The sequence below is a fragment of the Dyadobacter flavalbus genome (genome assembly GCF_006149045.1).
Classification (GTDB): Bacteria; Bacteroidota; Bacteroidia; order Cytophagales; family Spirosomataceae; genus Dyadobacter; species Dyadobacter flavalbus.
Map to the genome: position 1 here is coordinate 203274 of NZ_VBSN01000038.1, position 21210 is coordinate 224483.

Annotated in this window: 15 protein-coding genes; 7 read left to right on the top strand and 8 right to left on the bottom strand. The window is 45.5% G+C overall.

The features are described from left to right. Positions 1–11 precede the first annotated feature (11 nt). The 5 genes from FEM33_RS12645 to FEM33_RS12665 all read left to right on the top strand — a co-directional run bounded on the left by FEM33_RS12645 (position 12) and on the right by FEM33_RS12665 (position 8223). On the top strand, positions 12–1055 hold the full coding sequence (locus tag FEM33_RS12645; protein WP_139012382.1) for an efflux RND transporter periplasmic adaptor subunit: 1044 nt from the start codon (positions 12–14) through the stop codon (positions 1053–1055). Between the two features lie 18 nt (positions 1056–1073). Further along, entirely contained in the window at positions 1074–4157 is a 3084-nt protein-coding gene (locus tag FEM33_RS12650) for an efflux RND transporter permease subunit (protein ID WP_139012383.1), read from the top strand. Between the two features lie 581 nt (positions 4158–4738). Next, a complete protein-coding gene (locus FEM33_RS12655; RefSeq protein WP_139012384.1) occupies positions 4739–6976 on the top strand; it encodes a bifunctional alpha,alpha-trehalose-phosphate synthase (UDP-forming)/trehalose-phosphatase in 2238 nt (745 codons plus the stop codon). Positions 6977–6985: 9 nt separating this feature from the next. Beyond that, positions 6986–7570 carry a Crp/Fnr family transcriptional regulator gene (locus FEM33_RS12660; protein ID WP_139012760.1) on the top strand — a complete coding sequence of 195 codons (585 nt, stop codon included), beginning with the start codon at positions 6986–6988 and terminating at the stop codon, positions 7568–7570. A 71-nt stretch (positions 7571–7641) separates the two neighbouring features. After that, positions 7642–8223 (top strand): DinB family protein, encoded by a 582-nt coding sequence (locus tag FEM33_RS12665; protein WP_139012385.1) that lies wholly within the window; start codon positions 7642–7644, stop codon positions 8221–8223. Between the two features lie 42 nt (positions 8224–8265). Here FEM33_RS12665 and FEM33_RS12670 read toward each other — a convergent pair whose 3' ends face one another. From FEM33_RS12670 to FEM33_RS12685, 4 genes are all read right to left on the bottom strand, one after another. Further along, entirely contained in the window at positions 8266–9336 is a 1071-nt protein-coding gene (locus tag FEM33_RS12670) for a dipeptidase (protein WP_139012386.1), read from the bottom strand. 126 nt (positions 9337–9462) lie between these two features. Continuing rightward, entirely contained in the window at positions 9463–10575 is a 1113-nt protein-coding gene (locus FEM33_RS12675) for a D-TA family PLP-dependent enzyme (protein ID WP_139012387.1), read from the bottom strand. A 51-nt stretch (positions 10576–10626) separates the two neighbouring features. Beyond that, positions 10627–11103, bottom strand: coding sequence for a RidA family protein (locus FEM33_RS12680; protein ID WP_138279909.1), 477 nt, complete (start codon positions 11101–11103; stop codon positions 10627–10629). A 33-nt stretch (positions 11104–11136) separates the two neighbouring features. Continuing rightward, positions 11137–12441 (bottom strand): gluconate:H+ symporter, encoded by a 1305-nt coding sequence (locus tag FEM33_RS12685; RefSeq protein ID WP_139012388.1) that lies wholly within the window; start codon positions 12439–12441, stop codon positions 11137–11139. A 276-nt stretch (positions 12442–12717) separates the two neighbouring features. Here FEM33_RS12685 and gyrA point away from each other — a divergent pair, with 276 nt between their 5' ends. Both gyrA and FEM33_RS12695 read left to right on the top strand, forming a co-directional pair. Continuing rightward, on the top strand, positions 12718–15351 hold the full coding sequence (gyrA, locus tag FEM33_RS12690; protein ID WP_139012389.1) for a DNA gyrase subunit A: 2634 nt from the start codon (positions 12718–12720) through the stop codon (positions 15349–15351). Positions 15352–15426: 75 nt separating this feature from the next. After that, the gene (locus FEM33_RS12695; protein WP_139012390.1) at positions 15427–16884 is read left to right on the top strand and encodes a tetratricopeptide repeat protein; all 1458 of its coding nucleotides are present in this window, start codon (positions 15427–15429) and stop codon (positions 16882–16884) included. Between the two features lie 65 nt (positions 16885–16949). On the opposite strand, the gene FEM33_RS12700 is transcribed toward FEM33_RS12695, so the two are convergent. The 4 genes from FEM33_RS12700 to FEM33_RS12715 form a co-directional block, all read right to left on the bottom strand. Continuing rightward, positions 16950–18191 carry a hypothetical protein gene (locus FEM33_RS12700; RefSeq protein ID WP_229214224.1) on the bottom strand — a complete coding sequence of 414 codons (1242 nt, stop codon included), beginning with the start codon at positions 18189–18191 and terminating at the stop codon, positions 16950–16952. An 89-nt stretch (positions 18192–18280) separates the two neighbouring features. Then, the gene (locus FEM33_RS12705; RefSeq protein ID WP_139012392.1) at positions 18281–19144 is read right to left on the bottom strand and encodes a glycosyltransferase family 92 protein; all 864 of its coding nucleotides are present in this window, start codon (positions 19142–19144) and stop codon (positions 18281–18283) included. 546 nt (positions 19145–19690) lie between these two features. Further along, complete coding sequence (locus FEM33_RS27045; protein WP_139012393.1) at positions 19691–19957, bottom strand: glycosyltransferase family 92 protein; 267 nt, start codon at positions 19955–19957, stop codon at positions 19691–19693. Between the two features lie 373 nt (positions 19958–20330). Further along, on the bottom strand, positions 20331–21197 hold the full coding sequence (locus FEM33_RS12715) for a hydroxypyruvate isomerase family protein (protein WP_139012394.1): 867 nt from the start codon (positions 21195–21197) through the stop codon (positions 20331–20333). Between the last annotated feature and the right edge of the window lie 13 nt (positions 21198–21210).

Below are 21210 nucleotides of genomic sequence, written 5' to 3' on the forward strand. Positions count from 1 at the left end.
TCCCAAATGACATGAAAAAGCTACGGAAAAAAAGTATCATCCTGATTTTTGCAGCTGCATTTCCCATCCTGAATGCATGCAAAAAAGAAATAAAAGAGGCACCGGCGGATAGTACCATTCCGGTAAAAATCATCAGCTCTGCCGCACTCAGCCAGGCACAGGCCATCGAAACGTCCGGATTGCTTACTTCGGAGAATGAAGCAAAGCTGTCTTTTAAAACCGGCGGCATCATCAAGGAAATACTGGTAAAAGAAGGCGATCAAGTACGGAAAGGACAGCTGCTTGCAACTCTGAACACCACGGAGTTTGCAGCGCAGATGAGCCAGGCAGAAGAAAATTTCCTGAAAGCAAAACGCGATGCACAACGTACGCAAAACCTTTTCAAAGACAGTGTAAACACGCGCGAGCAGCTTGAAAACAGCGCCACGGCATTGCTGATCGCAGAAAAACAGCTGGAAATTGTCCGTTTCAATTACGCACAAAGCAGGATGATTGCGACAACAAACGGCGTAGTGATCAGTAAACTGCACCATGCAGGCGAACAGGTTCAGGGCGGAAGCCCGGTACTCCACATCAGCAGCAACAACAGCAGTGACTGGATCATCCAATGCGGGCTGACGGATAAAGACTGGACGCGGCTCAAAGGAAATGAAAAAGCCGAGATCGTATTTGACGCTTATCCGCAGATCTTTAAGGGAAGTGTAAAATCACTTTCGCAGGGAAGTGACGCGCAATCCGGATTATATCAGGCAGAAATCCGTCTGGAAGAAAAACCGGCCAAACTGGCAACCGGCCTCTTCGCAAAGGTGCATATTTATCCGAAAGAAAAAACAAACCTGATTTCCGTTCCGGTGGATGCACTGATAGAAGGCGAAAATGACAGCGCATTTGTATTTGTAAAACAAGGCGGAAATGCAAGGCGGAAGGCTGTTAAAATCGGTTTTCTGCAAGGGGACAAGGCCTTTATCCTTTCCGGGATCGATGCCGGCGCGCAAGTGATCCGGGAAGGTTCCGCCTACCTGACAGACGGTTCGGCCATTAAAGTAGTGCAGTAACCCTTAACCAAAAAGATCATGAAATTACCTGAATTTGCCGTCCGTAATTACCAGTTTACGCTCATTGTATTCCTCGGCGTGCTGGCACTTGGCATCTATTCGCTGATGACCATGCCGCGCAGCGAAGACCCCGACATTCATCCGCCGCAGTTTTCAGTCGTTGTTATTTATCCGGGCACCAGTCCGAAGGACATGGAGCAGCTTGTCGTGGACCCGATGGAAAAGAAGATCAATGAACTGGACGATATGAAGCATGTCATTACGGACATCCGCGACGGACTTGCCGTCATGCAGGTTCAGTACAAATACAGCTCTGATCCCGATGACAAATACCAGGAGCTTGTCCGCGAGATCAACAGTCTGAGAGCGGCACTTCCTGCGGATATCAATGAAATCAGGATCAACAAGCAGATCCCTTCCGATGTGAGTATTTATCAGTATGCACTCATCAGCGAGAATGCCACGTATGCGCAGCTGAAAAAATATTCCAAGGAATTAAAGGAACGTCTTGAAAAAATCAAAAGCCTGAAAAAAGTAGATTATGCGGGCGTTCCCGAAAGACAGGTAAATGTCAGTCTGGATCTGCAGAAAATCGCGCAGCAGAAACTTACACAGGATCAGGTCATTGCAGCACTGCAGAGTGAGAATGTAAATATTCCCGGCGGGAGCATCAGCATGGCCACCAAAAAGTTCAATATCAAAACCAGCGGCAATTTTCGTTCAATTTCTGAAATCGCCCAGACTGTTGTTTCTACATCCGGCGGTAAAATCGTTTACCTGAAAGATGTGGCAGATGTGAAGCTCGGATATGAGGATGAAACACATCTTACACGCCTGAACGGTTTCCGGTGCAGCTTTATCAATTTCAGTCAGAAAGAAGGCGAGAACATCATTGCGGTACGGGATTTGGTGGAGCCGGTTGCAAGCAGCTTTGAAAAACAGCTTCCTTCCAACATGGAACTGGTTAAAGTTTTCGATCAGGCCAAAAGTGTGAATGTGCGCCTTTCGCATTTCGCACGGGATTTCGGCATTGCTATTCTGCTGGTGCTGCTGACCTTGCTGCCGCTCGGGACACGCGCTTCCCTGGTGGTGATGATTTCCATTCCGCTATCCCTTGCCATCGGGCTGACGATGATGAATTTACTTGGCTACAACATCAATCAGCTGAGTATTGTGGGCATGATCGTGGCGCTCGGAATTCTGGTGGACGACAGCATTGTGGTCGTGGAAAATATTGAACGGTACCTGCGTATGGGCTACGGTCGTATCGAGGCTTCCATCCTGGCATCTTCGCAGATCGGCATGGCTGTTGTCGGTTGCACGATCCTGCTGATATTTGCATTCTTGCCGCTGGTTTTTTTACCCGAAGGCGCTGGGGATTTCATCCGAAGTTTGCCGCTTTCGGTCATCACCACCGTGTTTGCATCCATGCTTGTTTCGCTTACGGTGGTACCGTTTCTTTCCAGCGTGATCCTGAAACCGCATGCCAGCGAAGAAGGTAATTTTTTACTGCGCGGCATGAAAAAAGGCATCCACAAAACGTACGGCAGCCTGCTGGACAAGGCGCTGAAATGGCCGGTAATGACCCTGATGCTGGCCGGACTCATCTTTCTTGCATCGCTCGGACTGGTTCCGCTGATCGGGAACAGCCTTTTTCCAAAATCTGAAAAACCCATGTTCCTGATTGATATCGAGACACCGCAGGGAACCAATCTGAAAAAGACCAATGAAGTGGCCGCTTATGTGGAACGTATTCTCAAGAAAGAACCGCTGATTACATCCTTTGCCACAAACGTAGGAAAAGGAAACCCGCGCATCTATTACAACGTCGTACAACGCAATGAAAGCGAAAACTTTGCCGAAATATTCGTTCAGGTGGAAGGGCTCGAAACGGAAGAAAAGACCGAAGTGATCGAAAAACTGCGAAAAAAACTGGAACGTTATCCGGGTGCGGAAATCAAGGTGAAGGATTTTGAACAGGGACCGTTGATTGAAGCGCCGCTTGCGTACCGGATCTACGGCGAAAATCTGGACGAATTACGTAAAACCGCGTTCAGGGTAGCCGATCTGATCAGCAAAACGCCGGGTACGATTTATGTCAACAATCCGCTGCTTGTGCAGCCGACTGACCTTCGTGTAAACATCAACAAACAGAAAGCCGGAACGCTGGGTGTTTCGTCTGCCGATATCGACCGCGCGGTACGGCTTGGCGCTGCCGGCCTGAACGTGGCCACATACCGGGAAGATGAAGGAAAAGCGGATAATTACAATGTCAACGTTTCCGTTTCCAGAAACGCAGCCATTCAGGATTACAGCGTTTTCGACAAATTGTACGTCCCGACCGCCGCCGGCACAAGCATTCCGCTTAAAAACGTAGCCGGCATTGAACTGGAAAGCTCGCCCAACCAGATCCGGCATTACGATAAAGACCGGTATGTGACGGTTTCTGCATTTGCAAGACCGGAGTACAATGTGCAGCGGCTGAACGAGGAAATTACCGGTAAACTCAACCGTTTTACATTTGAAAAAGGACAGTCATTTACCGTAGCCGGTGAAAAGGAAAGCCAGGAAGAAAGTTTTGGCGGTCTGGGTTTGATCATTCTCATTACCGTTTTCGGGTTTCTGGGCGTGCTGATCCTTGAATTTAAAACTTTTAAAAGCATCCTGATCGTACTTTCAGTCATTCCGCTGGGGATTGTGGGCGGGCTGGCCATGCTTTTCCTGACCGGCGAAACGCTTTCCTTTACGGCCACTATCGGTTTCATTGCACTCGTCGGAATTGAGGTGAAAAATTCATTGCTCGTTGTGGATTTTACCAATCAGCTGCGGGAACAGGGAAAAGGAATTGAGGAAGCCATTATGGAAGCCGGTGAAATCCGTTTTGTACCCATTTTGCTGACTTCCATGACGGCCATCGGCGGTTTGCTGCCGCTTGTGATTGAATACAGCGCGCTTTATTCACCGCTTGCACTGGTGCTCATCGGCGGACTCATCAGCTCCACATTGCTTTCCAGACTGGTGACACCGGTAATGTATAAACTGCTGCCACCGGTGATCAGCAGAAAACAGACTGAAGAATTCATCCCGGAACTGCAATACTGAAATCCCAGGGCCAAATACATGAACAGTCCGGCTTGATTTTCCTGTATTTGAAATGATCAGGGCATAAAGAAGCACCTCAGAGGCAATACTTCCGAGGTGCTTTTTTATCTCCCTTGTACGTAAATTTAATCCATAAAAATGGCGGTCATCATGACCGCCCGCAACCCACAACAATAAGTAGCGCAGTTATATATCTGCGATTACGTGATTGTAATTCTGGACTAATTTCAGGTTTTGACGCCTGTATTTGTGTTCAGTAATCATCTTGGTTTAAGGAAAACAGCAAATTCAATTGCTTGCAAGGTTATGGAGCCACTGCAGAGCGGACACACCTTGTCTCGGATCAATCCGGTTCCGTTTAAGATTATGAAATAGGTTGCGGGTACTAAGCTAGTACAAATCGGTTCAGTATCAAATTAAGCCTGTGTTAAATATCCGCATGGGATTCCGGATTCCTGTTGGCACAGGTTTTTTGACGTTCAGCAAACAAGATCTTATTTATGTAACCGGTATATGCTTTTTCAGGCAGTTGCCAAGCTATCAAAATCCAATGCATTCAGCAAAAGGGTGCTTTGAATCATATGGAACATTCAGACCAACAAGAAAACAACGGAAGACTAATCATTGTAGCATACAGGCTGCCCTTCAAGATCATCCGTGAAAATGATCAGGTTCAGCTGTTTCAGAACTCGGGCGGCCTTGTTTCTGCGGTATTGTCGCTGGTGGCGAACAAAAACGGTCCCGCTTTCAATTCGTCCGAAAAAATACAGTGGATCGGTTTTTCGGAAAATTCCAGAGAAGAACTGGAAGGACAGTCGCTGGCAAATGAAAGTTTTCAGGCGCATCCGGTTTTTATCAGCGATGAAGTAAATGAGAATTACTATGAAGGTTTCTGCAATAACCTGATCTGGCCTTTATGCCATTACTTTCCGTCACTGGCCCGCTTTGATGATGCTTATTTTGAAGCTTACCAGACTGCCAATCAGCTGTTTTTCGAAAAGCTGGACGAAGTAATCAGGCCCGGCGACGTCGTTTGGGTACAGGATTATCAGCTGATGCTGCTGCCTGACATGATCAGGCAAAAGTATCCCGACAACAAAACCGGCTTCTTTTTCCATATTCCTTTTCCATCCTATGAACTATTCCGGTTATTGCCGGTAGCATGGCGGAAAGCTCTGGTGAATGGCATGCTGGGTGCGGACGTACTTGGATTTCATACCAACGATTATGTGGAGTATTTCCTTAAATCGGCCCGTCTGGTTTCCGGCCTGGGCAACAAGCTGCATTACATCAACATGAGCAACCGGATCGTGAAAGTGGACGCCTTTCCGATCAGCATTGATTTTGCCAAATTCAACGACGCTTTCGACGATCCGGCCGTGGTTACTGCCCGGGACGAGGCGCGTCATTCCTTGAAGGAAAAGATCATTTTTTCAGTAGACCGGCTGGATTATTCAAAAGGCATTATTCACCGGCTGAAAGGGTTTGAGCGCTTTCTGGAAAGATACCCCGAATGGCATGAGAAAGTGTCTTTTGTAATGGTTGTGGTTCCGTCGCGTGACAGCATCGAGCAATATCAGCAGATGAAATCGGATATTGACCAGACCGTCGGCAGGATCAACTCCGACTTTGGTAATATCTACTGGCAGCCGATTATTTATCAGTACCGTTCCATGCCGAACCATGAACTGGTCGGCATGTATACGGCCAGCGATGTGGCATTGATTACGCCGGTCCGGGACGGTATGAACCTGGTTTGCAAGGAATATGTGGCCAGCCGGAAAGACCGCAAAGGCGTTCTGATCCTGAGTGAAATGGCCGGTGCAGCCGCAGAACTGGGTGAAGCACTGATCATTAACCCGCTGGATAAACAGGATATTGCCGATGCCATCCACAAAGCTTTTGAAATGCCCGAGGAAGAACAGACCAAACGAATGGACGCCATGCGCGAACGCATCCGCAATTACGATGTCTTTGCATGGACCAATGACTTTTTTACCCAAATGACTATGCTCGAACACGAACATGAAAAGCTGAAACAGGTTTTTCTGACCAATAAAGGGATTGACAACATCCGTAAAGCCTATCAGTCGTCCTCCAACCGGATTCTGTTTTTTGATTATGACGGCACGCTAGCCCCGATCGTTTCCGATCCTTCCAAGGCCATTGTTTCCGAAGAAATGAAAAAAATCATTCTGGAAATTGCAAGGGAGAATACAGTCATCATCATCAGCGGCCGCGACCGTTATTTTCTGGACAATCTTTTTCAGGAACTGCCGGTGCATATCATTGCAGAACATGGCGCGCTCATCAAAAACAGGGAAAACAACGAGTGGATGCTGAACGAACATTATGAAGAAAACTGGAAAGAAAGTATCAGGCCGATTATGGATATGTATGCACAAAGGTGCCCGGGTGCGTTTGTAGAGGAAAAAGAAACCGCACTGGCATGGCATTACCGCACGGCGGAAGACAAGGAATATGCTACGCGCAGGGCACAGGAACTGCTCTGGCAGCTGAAAAGCTACATTCAGCCGGAACTGAACCTGCAGGTTATCGACGGAAGCAAGGTTGTGGAAGTCAAAAAGACCGCATTTAACAAAGGAACGGCTGCGAAAGCATTTGTAGAAAACGGTTCGTACGACTTTATACTCGCCATCGGCGACGATACCACGGACGAGGACATGTTTCAGGCACTTCCGGAAACGGCTTACACCATCAAAATCGGAGATGATCTTTCAGCAGCCCGGAATCATATCAAAAGTCAGGATGAAGTATTTCATTTTCTTAACTTTATGGTTTCGGTAAAATCGGAGTAATCCCCTATGATGCAGGAACCCCTCGCGCTCCTTAAGGCTTCCGTAAATGCAGTATCGCCTGTCTCCGAGGAAAGCTGGACGGAATTTGCCGCCATATGGAAACCGTTCCATGCCGGCCGAAAGGAAGTGATTTCCGGAGCCGGCGTGCAGGAAAATTACCTGTATTTTGTTACCGCCGGCGTTCAGCGCATTTATTTTCTGGATGATTCGGGTCGGGAAGCAACCCTGGTTTTTGTATATGCACCGTCGTTCGGGGGCATCATTGATTCGCTGCTGCTTGAAAAGCCTTCCATTTATATTTACGAAACACTGACGCCTTCACAGTTTCTAAGGGCTTCCGGTTCTGAGTTGCGTGAAATCATGCACACTTATCCGGATGTAGCGCATATGATCAGCACCGGAATCACACAGACACTTTCAGGTATAATGGAGCGGCTTGTGGAAGTGCAGTGTTTTTCATCAGAAGAAAAATTCAGGAAATTGCTGAAACGCAGCCCGCATATTCTTCAGCTTGTACCGCATAAATATCTGGCCAATTACCTCGGCATGGATGCGACAAATTTCAGCAAGCTGTTAAACCGGGTCAAAATATAAAATATTGGTATTTACCAACTTTCATAATTTTCGATTGCCGCAAATTTGTATCCAAACTAAATCTGCCTGAAATGAAACCAGTTGATAAATACCCGTTCCTGAAAAACCTTGAAAACATGGTAGAAAAGCACATTTCGGAAACCATCGCGCTCTTTCAGAACCAGCCTGAGGAATTGCTGAACAGGCCGTCAGAGACCGGCGGTTGGAGCATTGCGCAGTGCCTTGATCATCTGAACAGCTATGGGAATTATTACTTGCCGCTTATAAACAAAAAACTAAGCGCAGCCAAAAGCGATAGCGAATCGCCGTTTTCAGGAACATGGCTGGGTTCTTATTTTGTAAAAATGATGGAACCCGGACCGGCACAAAAGAAGTACAAAGCGCATAAAAATCATGTTCCCGCTGCAAAGCTGAATGCCGTACAAACCATTGAAACGTTTATTACACAACAGGAAACCATGCTGCTTTACCTGCGTGATGCACAAAGCAAGGATATCAACAATCCTAAAATCCCGTTGTCGGTTGCCAGGATTGTACGGATCAATGTCGGAGATGTTTTTCGTTTTCTGGTGACCCACAATGAAAGGCATATGCAGCAGGCAAAGAGAAACCTGGTTCATAAACCGGAACCCTGCGGTTTTCAGGCAACCTAAAAAAAACCGGCAAGGATTATTTTGCCGGTTTTGAAAAGCATATTACTTCCAGTTCCGTTCCAGAAACCCGACCCAGTTTTTCCACATAATCTGTTCGATGTCCTGAGTGGAATAACCTCTTGCTGATAAAATCCCGGTCAGTGTCTGAAGATCGGCAATGGAATCCATGTCGCCGGGCGACTGCTCTTTTCCGTAAGCGCCGTCCAGATCGGAACCGATGCCGACATGCAGTGCGTTTCCGGCAAGCTGACAAATATGGTCGATATGCTGCGCAATGTGTTCAATCTTCAGTCCGGTACTTTCCGGTGTGGATTTTCCTCTTTCCCAGCCGGGAATCATCATCCACGCGTCAAACGCCATTCCGATCACCGCATTTCTTTCCAGCAGTGCCCTGATCATTTCATCCGAAAACTGACGGTTATGCGGCGTGATTTTACGTACCAGATTGTGACTTGCCCATACCGGACCGTTAAATATGGAAAGCGCTTCCCAGAATGCCGTATCACACAAATGCGTGGCATCCAGAATGATATTTAGTTTTTCCATTTCACGCAGCAAGTCCTTGCCTTTCTGTGAAAGCGGCTGATCTGAATCCGTCCCATAAGCATAAACACCCGGGCCATAATGCGCCGGTCCAATCGCACGCAATCCGTAATGGTAGGCAATTTCCAGGTTTTTCAGGCTGATGAATGAATCCGCACCTTCCAGGCTTAATATATAACCGATCGGCAAATTTTCAGTGGATTCCGCTTGCTGCCAGAGCTGAAGATGGCTGTTCAGTTCGTTTAGATTGGTGATCTGAACCATTTCACCGGCATCTTCCATGGCTTTGTACCACGCAATCTGCGCCTGCGTTTGTGCCCACGCCTGCGCCTGTGAATGCCAGCCGGGTATTTTGCTGTCCGGTTTTACAAATCTTGCAATCTGGGTCGCTACGCAAATGCCGATATTGCCTTTTCTCATTTCAGGAAAGCTGACAACACCTTTTCCGCGGTCCGGTTTATCAGTAAGGTTTTTTTCACGCTCGCGGATGGAATACAGATCCTGTGTAAGATCGCGGTTCCATTCCACGGCATTCATGGAAAGGTCAAGATGTGCGTCAAAAAGGAACATGAATGAATTGGGATTAAATAGCTGACAGCTTCGGGATGCCAGCCATTGGCTGTTAGGAAGATTAATACTAATTGACCAAATGATGAAAAGCCATCAACGGAACTGATTACAGGCGGTTCCATGAACTTAAATCGTCAGCCGTCTGCTTCTTGCTGTGATTTTCCATTCTCCGGTTACAGCTCCGTTTTCGATTACGGTAGCGAAATCATGCAGGGCAACGGTCGGACAGATATGATAAGGAAGCGCATAAAACACATCGCCGGTCTGAATCGATTCCCACGCATCCGCACCCACCTGAATAACGCCGTGTTCTTCGCTTTGGCTTAATACCGTATAGCTGCTCAGGTTTAATAACCGGAACCGGTTTTCGATCGGGTTTTCGGCAGAAACCGCCTTGTGCCCCAGATCAATGGTGATGATACCGGACACCGGTTTGGAAACGACACGCGTGAGGATCAAAGCGGCATGCTGGAACGGCTGGCCATCAAAACGGTCGCCGTAGCCCCAGTCCCAAAGCACGTTGGTGCCCGGGCTCAGATATACTTCCGGCCGCATGGCATGTACGGTAAAGGACGGAGAACCGCCGGCAATGATCATGGGTTCCTTGCCGGTATCCGCTTTGATCCGGTCCAGAAGCGGCAATACTTTTTCAAATGCCTCGTCGGCAGCTGCTTTCCTGTCCGTAAATTCAGGATTCCGGATGTGCCCGTCGTACACGTGAATACCGGCCAGCGTAACGTTGGAAAGTCGGGTAATGTGCCTGTACAAGGAAAGAATGGATTCGTCCGTCGCATGTCCCGTCCGGTTCATGCCGTTATTGACATCTATAAATACTTCCGCTGTAAAGTTGTTTTCGGCAGAAAACCGGTTGAGGTCATCCACTGATTTTTCATTATCCACGAGCGAAGAAAATGTCACATGCGGAAACTTTTCCCTTAGCCGGAAAAGCCGCTGAATATTCGGGCCGACCATCTGATAAGCCAGTAGAATCCATCTTGCGCCGGCATCTGCCAGCATTTCAGCTTCGGCAATGGTGGCGCATTTGAATTTGCTGATGCCTTGTTCGAGCTGCAAAGCTACGATTTCACTGCATTTGTGCGTTTTAACATGCGGTATGAGCCGTCCGGCATCTTCTGCAATACTGACCATATTCCGGATATTGCTGTCCACACGGTCTTTATAGAATATCAGGGAAGGAGAAATTACTTCTTCCGGGTTCCGAAGCTGGTACCAGTTCATGTATTCGGGAGTGAAATGGGAAATGTAGTCAATTAGAAGTGAAAAGTCCGGTTATTTTTCTTCCAGTTCGAAAAGGGCTTCGATTTCTACGGGGATGTTATCGGGCAAAGTACCCATTCCCACTGCGCTTCTCACGCCGATACCGTTTTCTTCACCCCAGACTTTCGCAAACAGTTCGCTGCAGCCATTGATGATAAACGGGTGTTTTTCAAAATCGGTTGTGCAATTGACCATTCCCAATACTTTTATCACTCTTTTGACGCGGTTAAGACTTCCGAGGTTTGCTTTCAGCGTGGCCAGAATTGCCAGTCCGACCTGACGCGCAGCCAGTTTGCCCTGATCTGCATCCATATCTTTCCCGATTCTACCTTTGATAAGCGTTCCGTCTTCCTGAACGGTCCCGTGACCGGAAACATAAACCCATCTTTTATCGACGATCAGTAAAGGTTTGTAAACACCGACCGGTTTCGGGGCAGGAGGCAAGGTAAGTCCCAGCTGAGCAAAGTTTGATTCAGGTGTATTATCCATGATTTTAAGGTTGTAATTAAATTAATCTGATTTCTAAACGAACAAATTTAGTACTAATACGCCCAGTAATCCCATTATGGACACAATTGTTTCCATGACAGACCACGTGAGCAGGGTATCTTTGATACTCAGGTTGAAGTATTCCTTGAAGAGCCAGAAGCCGCCGTCGTTCAGGTGCGAAAACATCAGGCTTCCCGATCCGATGGATAAAACAAGCAGCTCAGGCGGTACCGGTGAGTTGGCAAGAAGCGGTGCAAGAATGCCTACGGTCGTCAGTCCTGCAACGGTCGCAGATCCTACGCAGATGCGGATCACTGCGGCAATTCCCCAGCTGAGGATCAAAGGTGAAATATCCATATTTTTCAGGTTCTCGGCTATGTAAGTACTTACGCCACTGGCTGTCATAATTTCCTTGAACACACCCGCACCGGCGATGATCAGCAGGATTACCGAAACACCTTTGAATGCTTCTTCCATGGATTTGCTGATGGCTTTCATGGTCATACCGCGGCGGCTGCCGAGTACGTAAGCTGCAAACAGCACCGATACGAGCATGCCGAAGTAAGGCTCGGCAAGCAATCCGATCAATCTGTTGTCAGGATTCAGTCTTTTAACTCCCGACATGGTGGTCAGTAAGAAAACAGGAAGCAAAGCCGTCATAACACTGATTCTCAGGCCGGGCAGTTCGGCCAGCGGACGTGGTTTTACATTAAACAGGTCTGCATCCGGTTTGGGCTGGAATCGTTTTAACGTACTTCCGAAAAGCGGGCCGGCAACGGCAATCGCCGGAAGGGAAACGATGATACCGTAGAAAAGCGTTTGTCCGAGGTCTGCATGCAGCTGGCTTGCAATAGCGGCCGGCGACGGGTGCGGCGGAAGGTAACCGTGCGCAACGGATAAGGCCGACAGCATCGGAATCCCGATGTATAAGAGCGGCAGCCGCGCCGTGGCGCTGATCATGAAAATGAGCGGAATCACAATGACAAACCCGGCATTATAGAAAAGCGGGATACCGATAACAAACCCGGCAAGCGCCATTCCCCACTGTATGAACTTTCTGCCGAAAACCCCGATCAGTGCATCCGTAATCCGCTGGGCTGCACCGCTGTCGGCCACCATTTTCCCGAGCATGGCCCCGAAACCGACGATCAGCACAAGGTCGCCCAGCGTGCCGCCGACCCCTTTCTGAATGGCTTTGCTGACCGTATCCACATCCAGGCCGCTTGCCAGTCCAAGTCCGATGGAAACGAGTAAAAACGAGATAAAAGTATCAATTTGAAGCCATGCAATCAGTAAAATCAGCGTCAGAATAGCTAGAAAGGTAAGAAGTAAAGGCATAATGAAAGTGATGGAAAAGATAAGCTTTAGGTAATAAGCGGGAAGAAACTAAAATTTAACGATTTATGCGAATTAACTTTTCCTGCGTTATTCCGGAGGTAAAATCGGAAGGATCAGAGATATACGGAAGTAATGTTCAATTAGCTTAAAAGATAGCTTGTTTCAATGCTTAAAAATCGCGAAATTTGTCTTCCTGGAACTTATAAAATTCATATACAGACTGGGCAGCTGGCCTTGCAGCGCTCAGTCAAATTTTCGATTCTTTTTTAATTCTTTATGGCAGAATCTTCTGGTGAAAACATTATCCCCATTAATATTGAGGATGAAATGCGTGGAGCATACATCGATTATTCGATGTCCGTTATTATTTCCCGCGCTTTACCCGACGTTCGCGATGGTTTGAAACCGGTGCACAGGCGTGTGTTATACGGGATGTCTGATTTGGGGGTAAATTACAATCGCTCGCATAAAAAATCAGCTCGTATAGTAGGGGAGGTTTTAGGTAAGTATCACCCGCATGGTGACTCTTCGGTTTACAATACAATGGTGCGTATGGCGCAGCCATGGTCCCTCCGGTATCCTCTGGTGGATGGCCAAGGAAACTTTGGTTCTGTTGATGGTGACAATCCGGCGGCCATGCGTTATACGGAAGCACGTCTTAAAAGGCTTGCCGACGAACTGCTGAACGATCTGGGCAAAGATACCGTGGATTTTCAGCCGAACTTTGACGATTCCTTGTCCGAACCTTCGGTACTTCCTGCCAAATTTCCAAACCTGCTTGTCAACGGCTCATCCGGTATTGCGGTCGGGATGGCAACCAATATGGCGCCGCATAACCTTTCCGAAGTGGTGGATGGCGTTCTTGCCTACATCGACAATACGGAAATCACGATCCCGCAACTGATGGAATACATCAAGGCACCTGATTTCCCGACGGGCGGTATCATATACGGTTATCAGGGTGTTCGTTCCGCAATGGAAACGGGCCGCGGAAGTATTATCATGCGTTCCAAAGCGCAGTTTGATGTTACCAAAAGCGGCCGTGAACAGATTATCATCACGGAAATTCCCTACATGACCAATAAGGCGGCAATGATCGAACGCATTGCTTCGCTTATCAATGAAAAGAAACTGGAAGGGATTTCTGATATACGGGATGAATCCGACAGAGACGGCATGCGCATTGTATTCGATCTGAAAAAAGATGCCGTACCGAATATCGTGCTTAATCACCTTTTCAAATATACGCCGTTACAATCTTCTTTCGGTGTCAATAACGTGGCGCTTGTAAAAGGACGCCCCGTAACGCTCAACCTGAAAGACCTGATCCGGCATTACGTCGATCACCGGATTGTTGTCATCACGCGCCGAACAGAATACGAACTGCGTGAAGCCGAAAAGCGTGCGCATATTCTGGAAGGTTTGCTGATCGCACTTGACAATCTGGATGCAGTCATCACGCTGATCCGTAATGCAAGAGACCCGGAAACGGCGAAAGTCGGTTTGATGGAGCAGTTTCAGCTGAGTGAAATTCAGTCCAAAGCCATTCTGGAACTTCGTCTGCAGCGTTTGACAGGTCTTGAAAGAGACAAAATTGTAAAAGAATACGAAGAGATCATGATCCTGATCAATGATCTGAAAGATATTCTTGCCAATGAATACCGGAAGTATGAAATCATTAAAACGGAGCTGACCGACATCAAAGACCGCTACGGAGATGAACGCCGTACGCAGATTGAATTTGCTGCCGAGGAATTCAGTGACGAGGACATGATTCCGGATGATGAAATGCTGATTACGATTTCCCATGAGGGTTATATCAAAAGAACGCCTTTGTCCGAATACCGTACGCAAACCCGCGGCGGCGTTGGGTCAAGAGGCGTAAAGACCAAGGATACGGATTTTACGGAGCATTTGTTTTCTGCAACCATGCTCAATTACCTGCTGATCTTTACCGAACTCGGAAAGCTGTTCTGGATGAAAGTATATGAAGTACCGGAAGGCAGCAAAACATCCAAAGGCAGGCCGATACAGAACCTGATCAGTCTGGAAAGCGGGGATTCCATCCGTTCGGTTATCAATGTACGTACATTGTCAGATGAGGATTATATCAACAATAATTACCTCATTATGTGTACACAGCAGGGCACTATTAAAAAGACATTGCTGGAAGCCTATTCGCGTCCGAGGGCAAATGGAATTATTGCCATTTCGATTAATGAAGGCGACCGCTTGCTGGATGTAGCTCTTACCAACGGGGATAATGACATTGTGATTGCATCGAGTGCAGGCCGTGCCGTCCGCTTCAATGAAAAGGGTGTAAGGCCGATGGGAAGAACTGCTGCCGGTGTGCGCGGTATAAACCTCAACGACGCTGAAAACAAGGTAATCGGTATGGTTTGTATCAACAGGGAAGATGCCCAGCTTTTGGTTGTTTCGGAAAATGGATTTGGAAAGCGGTCTGACATAGATAGTTACCGGATTACAAACCGAGGCGGCAAAGGTGTTTCCACGATGAATGCAACGGAAAAAGTGGGTAAACTGGTGGCAATCCGCGAAGTGACCGAACTGGATGACCTGATGATTATCACCCGCAACGGTATTGCGATCCGGATGAGCGTGCTGGATATCCGACTTGCCGGACGTAACACGCAAGGTGTCAAGCTGATCAGACTAAACAATGCGGATGAAATCACATCTGTAACCCGGATTCTGAAAGATCCGGATGAGAAAGCCGCCGAACTGGATGAAGACGGAAATATCATTGCAGCACCAGCCGAAATCATTCAGGGATCCGATGAAACCGGGATCATTCTGGCAGATGACAGTGAAGATGATCTGGACGAATCAGATGAAATCCTGGATGAATCGGAAGACGATGAAGAACTCCCGGATGACAGTGAGGTATGATTTTTGTGAAAAAATTGTATATTTTTGTCTCATAGTAACACGCGAACAATCAACCACAATCAAAGTTTATATTTTATGAAAAAACTGTTTTTTGTTTCTGCACTTAGCCTTTTCAGCCTGTCTGCATTTTCGCAGGATGCTGTTAACAAGGCCATGGTAGATCAATTTCGTAAGGATAAGGAAAAGAGTGATAAAGATATGTCCGATGCCAAGAACAGTGCGAAAGCATCATTCTGGATGGATCGGGCTAAACTATATGAAAATATTGCATTACAAGGTTCAGAAGTAGATTCCAGTGCAGCCAAAACGGCTTTGGAAGCTTATAAGAAGGTAGTAGAACTGGATCTTACCAAAAAGGGAGAACCGGGCAAATCTGCAAAAGAAGCCAAGAATATCCTGAGTGGGGGTGAAGGATCTCAGCTTTTCAATGCATTTGTAAAACAGGGAGCTGAGAAATACCAGGCTAAAAACCTGAACGGCGCATTGGAAATGTTTACAGCCGCACAGGAAATTAACCAGAAAGATACGCTTGCATCGCTTTATGGCGGTATCGCGGCACAGCAGCTGGATAAAAAGGATATTGCAAAAACTCAGTTTGAAAAGTATGCTGCGAACGGCGGTAAAGATCCTAGCGTATTTTATGGTCTTGCTCAGTTGTACCGTGCCGACAATGATTTTGACAAAGCCATCGCCACGCTGAACAAAGGGCTTGAAATGTCTCCGGGCAACAAAGACCTGAAAGCAGAAGTTGTGAACATTTTGCTGGCATCCGGTAAAGAAGATCAGGCAATCAATGAGTTGACTGCTTTGACAACCAGCGATCCGAACAATGCGCAGAATATAGTAAACCTGGCTATCCTTTATGATAATACCAGTTCCAAAATGAACCAGAAAATCAAAGAACTTCAAGGAAAACTGGGTGCCGGAAGCGGAAAATCAAACAGCGCCGCTGCCAATCTTGAAAGTGAAAAAGGTAAAATCGAGGTTTATGACGGTGAAGTAAAACGGATCAGCGCATTGATCAAGAAACAACCTAAAAATGCAGATCTGAAACGTCAGCTGGCGGAAGTAAATGCCAAGAAAAAAGAGTCAGTAGCGGCGATTGCCAAGCTGGAAGGAGAAGTGAAGGCATCTCAGGAAGCAGCAAAAGGAAATGATGTGGCTTCTCTGGAAAAAGAATTGGCGGACTTGAAAGCCAAACAGGCAGATGCAAGCAGCAAAGCCATTGAAAACTACAAAAAAGTATTGTCAATTGATGCAGCTAATTACGATGCACTTTACAATCTTGGCGTATTTTACTTTAATGAGGCTGTTCAGCTAAAAGGCGAAGTTGATAACATGAACATGACAGAATATCAGCAACGTGGAAAAGAAGTAGAAGGTCGTGTTTGCGGAAAATTCAAAAAAGCAAAGCCATACTTTGAAAAAGCAATTCAGTCCAAGGACGAAGCTGAAGCAAAAGAAAACCTTGCTACTGTTAATACGGTTCTTGAACAATTTGCAGGCAAAGGCGTTGCTTGTGTAGAAGAATAAGATCTAGAAAAATCATTAGTGTAAAAAGCAGCAACGTACGTTGCTGCTTTTTTTGTTGGTCCATTTCAATGTAAGCTGCTGATGCCGCTGATTTCAGGAGGAAGTAATTTTCTGATTGTATGATTGTCCAGCAGTTTTTTTAAACGTACGGAATCAGGATAAGGAATATGCATGGCTGGTTGCTGAAGGTAAACTGGATTGTGTGTTTGCAGATAGCTGGTAACGTTGTCCGTTTGAATAACGGAATATTCATGGACTCTTTGAATATCTTTCATATCAAACTTGAACCGTTTTTTGTGTCCATGGAAAAACAATGGAAACAGAGCAAGAATGATGTATTTCTGCCATTTCGGTTTTTTGTATTCCTCTATGTACCGAAGTGCAAACCAGGCATTGGCAACCAGTCCGATACTAAGTAATTCAGTGTACCGGGAAGGTACTGACGAGAGTTCCTGCCCGCGGCCATATGCAATGGCCATAGCCTGTGCAAACGACCACATATAACATCCTGCCATGAAGAGATCACTTTTGCAAAGCCTTTTATGTTTGATCAGAAATGGAACGGCAATCAATCCTGGCGACCAGAGCGGGGCAGCAATCCAGTTATGCGGGCCAACAGGCCAACTCAATATGCGTAAAAACGAGTGTGTCCATTCGGATATACTTCTGGCACGGTACATGTTATGCGCGGCAATGTGCGGTATTTGCATATACGCTAGCCCTGCAACAATCACCAAGGCTGCCGCAAACAATAAATTCTTCATCGCTCTTTCATGTTTGTCCAGCGAGTGGAGTACATATACGCCTGCTACGGCCAACGGTGTCAGAATACCCGATGCCATGGTGACAATACTGAGAAAGCACAGTATAAAAACTATAACTTTGGCAGTGGCACTTTCCGTATAGGTGACAGCCAGACCGACTGCAATAACTGTAAACAGAATCAGAAAGTAGAACTGGCTTTGAAATCCGACCAGCATATTTTCGAAAGAGAATGGAAGTGTGAATTGTGCAATCAGAACAGGTAAAATCAACCATTTATTACTGTTCAGACCAATGAACCGGAAAAGAAAGCCAAGCAAAGTTGCTGGGATAACGGCCGCAAGTATCACGTTTATACGTGCAGAAACAAGATTATTCCACTGACCATTAACCATATACGAAGCCAGGGAAAGCAGTCGGGTAGGGAAGATGCGGTGCTCATTGTGCAACTTCCACAAATCTGAAATTCTCAGTGTACCTTCAACCCAGGGCCTCAATAAAAAATCTCCTTCAGAATCCCATTCATCCCAGAATGGAACCGGCATCGCATAATGATTAACAAAATAGAACCGTATAATTAAAATGAAGATTACAGAGGCCGAAATAAGAGCAAGTTTGATAATATTATTCTGCACTATGAGCTGATTGAATTTAGATTTAATATACTATTTGGATCCCAGATTCTGAGAATGGATTCGTCCCTTTCTGCATTGGCTTCACGATCATGATTATAGAATTCCTGAATACTTCTTTTATGACCTGTATCAGCGCGCCCTCTTTCAAGCTTGAAATGATACTCTTCGAGAGATTTACAGAAATAATGATTTAATTGTATCTTGTTGACACTAACATCAATAAAAGAATCCGGAATAATCTTATAATATTCATTTACGCAGTAATAGTTTTCTTTAAAGAAAAATGCATGTGGACTGACGGCATGAATTACAAATTTAGGTTGTACAATGCATTTAATATGTCTGTTGGTATGAAAATCATAGGCGGCACGAAGCTGGAAACGTTCAAGGACCGGTTTATTTGACTTATTAAGATGCCCGCTGGATCCGAACACCAGCCAGTTAATTCCCAAACCGCCAAATTGCTCATAATCTTTAAGCAGTTCAACCAGGTTGCCTTTTGTACTTTTTGGAACAATAAATTCATCTACATTAATAAATGCCATCCATTGCGAAAACCTGCCGAATTTTTTTAAGCACTTGTTGTAAGCTTCCAGTTGTTTAATTTCTCCAAAAATACTACTTACTGTTACATAATCAGACAAACCTGCTTCTATTAAAGATTGTTTTACAGGTTTTTTGCTGCCGTTATCATAAATATAGAAATGCTGGACGCCAATTTTCCTGTGATAGTTGATCCATTCTTCTATGTATTCATTTTCATCTTTTACAATACAGCACACAGTCAGCTTGTATTTCAACCAGAACTTAAAAGTAAAAAGGCACTTGACAATTTCCCGGATATAGTGTGTTTTGTAAAACATACGATTATGATTTTAATTCAATTTTCTACGTCACGCACAACGATAATTAAGCATGATCGAAAACTTCATGTACATACGTATGTAATATTTAAATTTCAAGCACCTAGTTTGCTAAATAGTTATCCTGTGGCACGGCTGAATATATAACCGGTAATTAACTGTGCAGGCAAGTATCTGATTAAAGAAATCAAGATTTCAAGACGAATGAAGAAGTCGCAGTCAACAAAAGGCAGAGTGGGAGTGAACGGGACTATTTTGCACGCTGTGCCGCCAGCAATGATTTCAGCGGATCGGGTAGGAAAGAAGTGAGAGTCTTGTAAAAAAAATGGAGTCGGGCAGGCAGGGAGCCAGGTAAAAAAATATTATTAAATAATTTTATAACTTAACATAACATAATATAATTGTCTAATGCTTTTTTGCAAATACTTGAAAATCAACTTCTTGTTCTCCTGACGGTATCTGCAAAGCCTCTTGCCACTTTGTCATGCTACTCTTCCCGAGACTTACAGTGACAACGGTTGATATGTATCCTGCCGACCCATACATTCAATTACAATCATACCTACTCTTAAAATGAAATGCATGTCCGATCAGCCTGTTTTTTACATTCTGGCTGAACAATTCATATTTTATCAAACCTGCTTTCTGCAATGTTTGTTTTACGGATTTTTTACTCTCGTTGTCGTAAATATAGAATTGTTGTACGCCAATTTTCCTGTGATAATTAATCCATTCTTCCAGAGATTCATTTTCATCTTTCACAATACAGCAAATTGTAAGATAATGATTGTAACTCTGAATTATTTTCAGCATTTGAATGATCTCTGTTGCTTTGCACAGGAATCATCAGGAAAGCTTTGTTAAATACAGATGTAATTTTGATCAAATTACCGAATCGTCAATAATGCAATTACCTTGTGGTTACGATGGATATACAAAAGGAGAATAGCTGTAAATAGGATTACAGAAAATCCTCAAAAGTCTATTTAACATAATATAAATTATACAACAATTGGATGGAAACAAAAACGCCTGGATTCTGGCTATTCCCAGGCGTTTAGAATGCGTTAGACAAGGCTCAGTATAAGACAATGTTATTCTGTGCAAATGTCAGCGGTATAGAATAATCAATTTAATGACTTACCAACTTGAATTTCAGATTAATAAAGCCATTTTTAGATCACTGTTAACTGATGTCACAAATTTCAACGCACTTCTTTAATGATGAAATTGGCTCTCTTTTCGGGATAAATTCCTGCGCAACGAAGCCTTTGAAGCCGGTTTCAACAATTGCTTTCATAATGGCCGGATAATACAGCTCCTGTTCTTCATCAATTTCGTTTCTTCCGGGAACGCCGCCCGTATGGTAATGCCCAATATATTGATGATATTTTTTTATCGTTGCAATGACGTCACCTTCCATGATTTGCATGTGGTAAATGTCGTAAAGCAATTTGAATCTTTGCGAACCCACCATTTCGCACAGGCCCGCGCCCCAGGCGGTGTGGTCGCACATGTAATCCTTGTGATTTACTTTGCTGTTCAGCAATTCCATGATCATGGTAACGCCGTGCTTTTCAGCAGAAGGCATTAATCTTCTGAGCCCCATGGCACAATTACGCATGCCGTCTTCATCGGACATGCCACGGCGGTTTCCTGAAAAACAGATCACCGTTGTGTAACCCGCAGCCTGTAACTTGGGGAAAATCTCTTCGTAACTTTTTACAAGCTGGTCATGATTTGCAGGATCATTAAAACCTTTTTCGATGCCCATGCCTGCGCCTTGCGGCAAAGCGCAGGTCAAACCATATTTTTTTAATGTGGGCCAATCTTCCGGTCCAAGCAGCTCGATCGAAGTGATTCCGATCTTCTTGCATTCCTGTGCAAAAGTATCCAGGGGAATGCTGCCATAGCACCATTTGCAAACGGAATGATTGATCCTGCCATTCAATTTAGTACCCAATGCTTTTTCATTTGCTGCAAAAACTTCCGAAAGCGATAATACTCCCGCTCCTGCTGCGATATTCTTTAATACGGAACGTCTACTTGACATGTTGTAATGGTGA

What these genes read in the sequence shown, in the direction of transcription:
- FEM33_RS12705 (WP_139012392.1), bottom strand. Translation starts at nt 19,144, where the DNA reads ATGTTTTACAAAACACACTATATCCGGGAAATTGTCAAGTGCCTTTTT.
- FEM33_RS12700 (WP_229214224.1), bottom strand. Translation starts at nt 18,191, where the DNA reads ATGCCGGTTCCATTCTGGGATGAATGGGATTCTGAAGGAGATTTTTTA.
- gyrA (WP_139012389.1), top strand. Translation starts at nt 12,718, where the DNA reads ATGGCAGAATCTTCTGGTGAAAACATTATCCCCATTAATATTGAGGAT.
- FEM33_RS12680 (WP_138279909.1), bottom strand. Translation starts at nt 11,103, where the DNA reads ATGGATAATACACCTGAATCAAACTTTGCTCAGCTGGGACTTACCTTG.
- FEM33_RS12650 (WP_139012383.1), top strand. Translation starts at nt 1,074, where the DNA reads ATGAAATTACCTGAATTTGCCGTCCGTAATTACCAGTTTACGCTCATT.
- FEM33_RS12660 (WP_139012760.1), top strand. Translation starts at nt 6,986, where the DNA reads ATGCAGGAACCCCTCGCGCTCCTTAAGGCTTCCGTAAATGCAGTATCG.
- FEM33_RS12670 (WP_139012386.1), bottom strand. Translation starts at nt 9,336, where the DNA reads ATGTTCCTTTTTGACGCACATCTTGACCTTTCCATGAATGCCGTGGAA.
- FEM33_RS12715 (WP_139012394.1), bottom strand. Translation starts at nt 21,197, where the DNA reads ATGTCAAGTAGACGTTCCGTATTAAAGAATATCGCAGCAGGAGCGGGA.
- FEM33_RS12665 (WP_139012385.1), top strand. Translation starts at nt 7,642, where the DNA reads ATGAAACCAGTTGATAAATACCCGTTCCTGAAAAACCTTGAAAACATG.
- FEM33_RS12675 (WP_139012387.1), bottom strand. Translation starts at nt 10,575, where the DNA reads ATGAACTGGTACCAGCTTCGGAACCCGGAAGAAGTAATTTCTCCTTCC.
- FEM33_RS12685 (WP_139012388.1), bottom strand. Translation starts at nt 12,441, where the DNA reads ATGCCTTTACTTCTTACCTTTCTAGCTATTCTGACGCTGATTTTACTG.
- FEM33_RS12655 (WP_139012384.1), top strand. Translation starts at nt 4,739, where the DNA reads ATGGAACATTCAGACCAACAAGAAAACAACGGAAGACTAATCATTGTA.
- FEM33_RS12695 (WP_139012390.1), top strand. Translation starts at nt 15,427, where the DNA reads ATGAAAAAACTGTTTTTTGTTTCTGCACTTAGCCTTTTCAGCCTGTCT.
- FEM33_RS27045 (WP_139012393.1), bottom strand. Translation starts at nt 19,957, where the DNA reads ATGCTGAAAATAATTCAGAGTTACAATCATTATCTTACAATTTGCTGT.
- FEM33_RS12645 (WP_139012382.1), top strand. Translation starts at nt 12, where the DNA reads ATGAAAAAGCTACGGAAAAAAAGTATCATCCTGATTTTTGCAGCTGCA.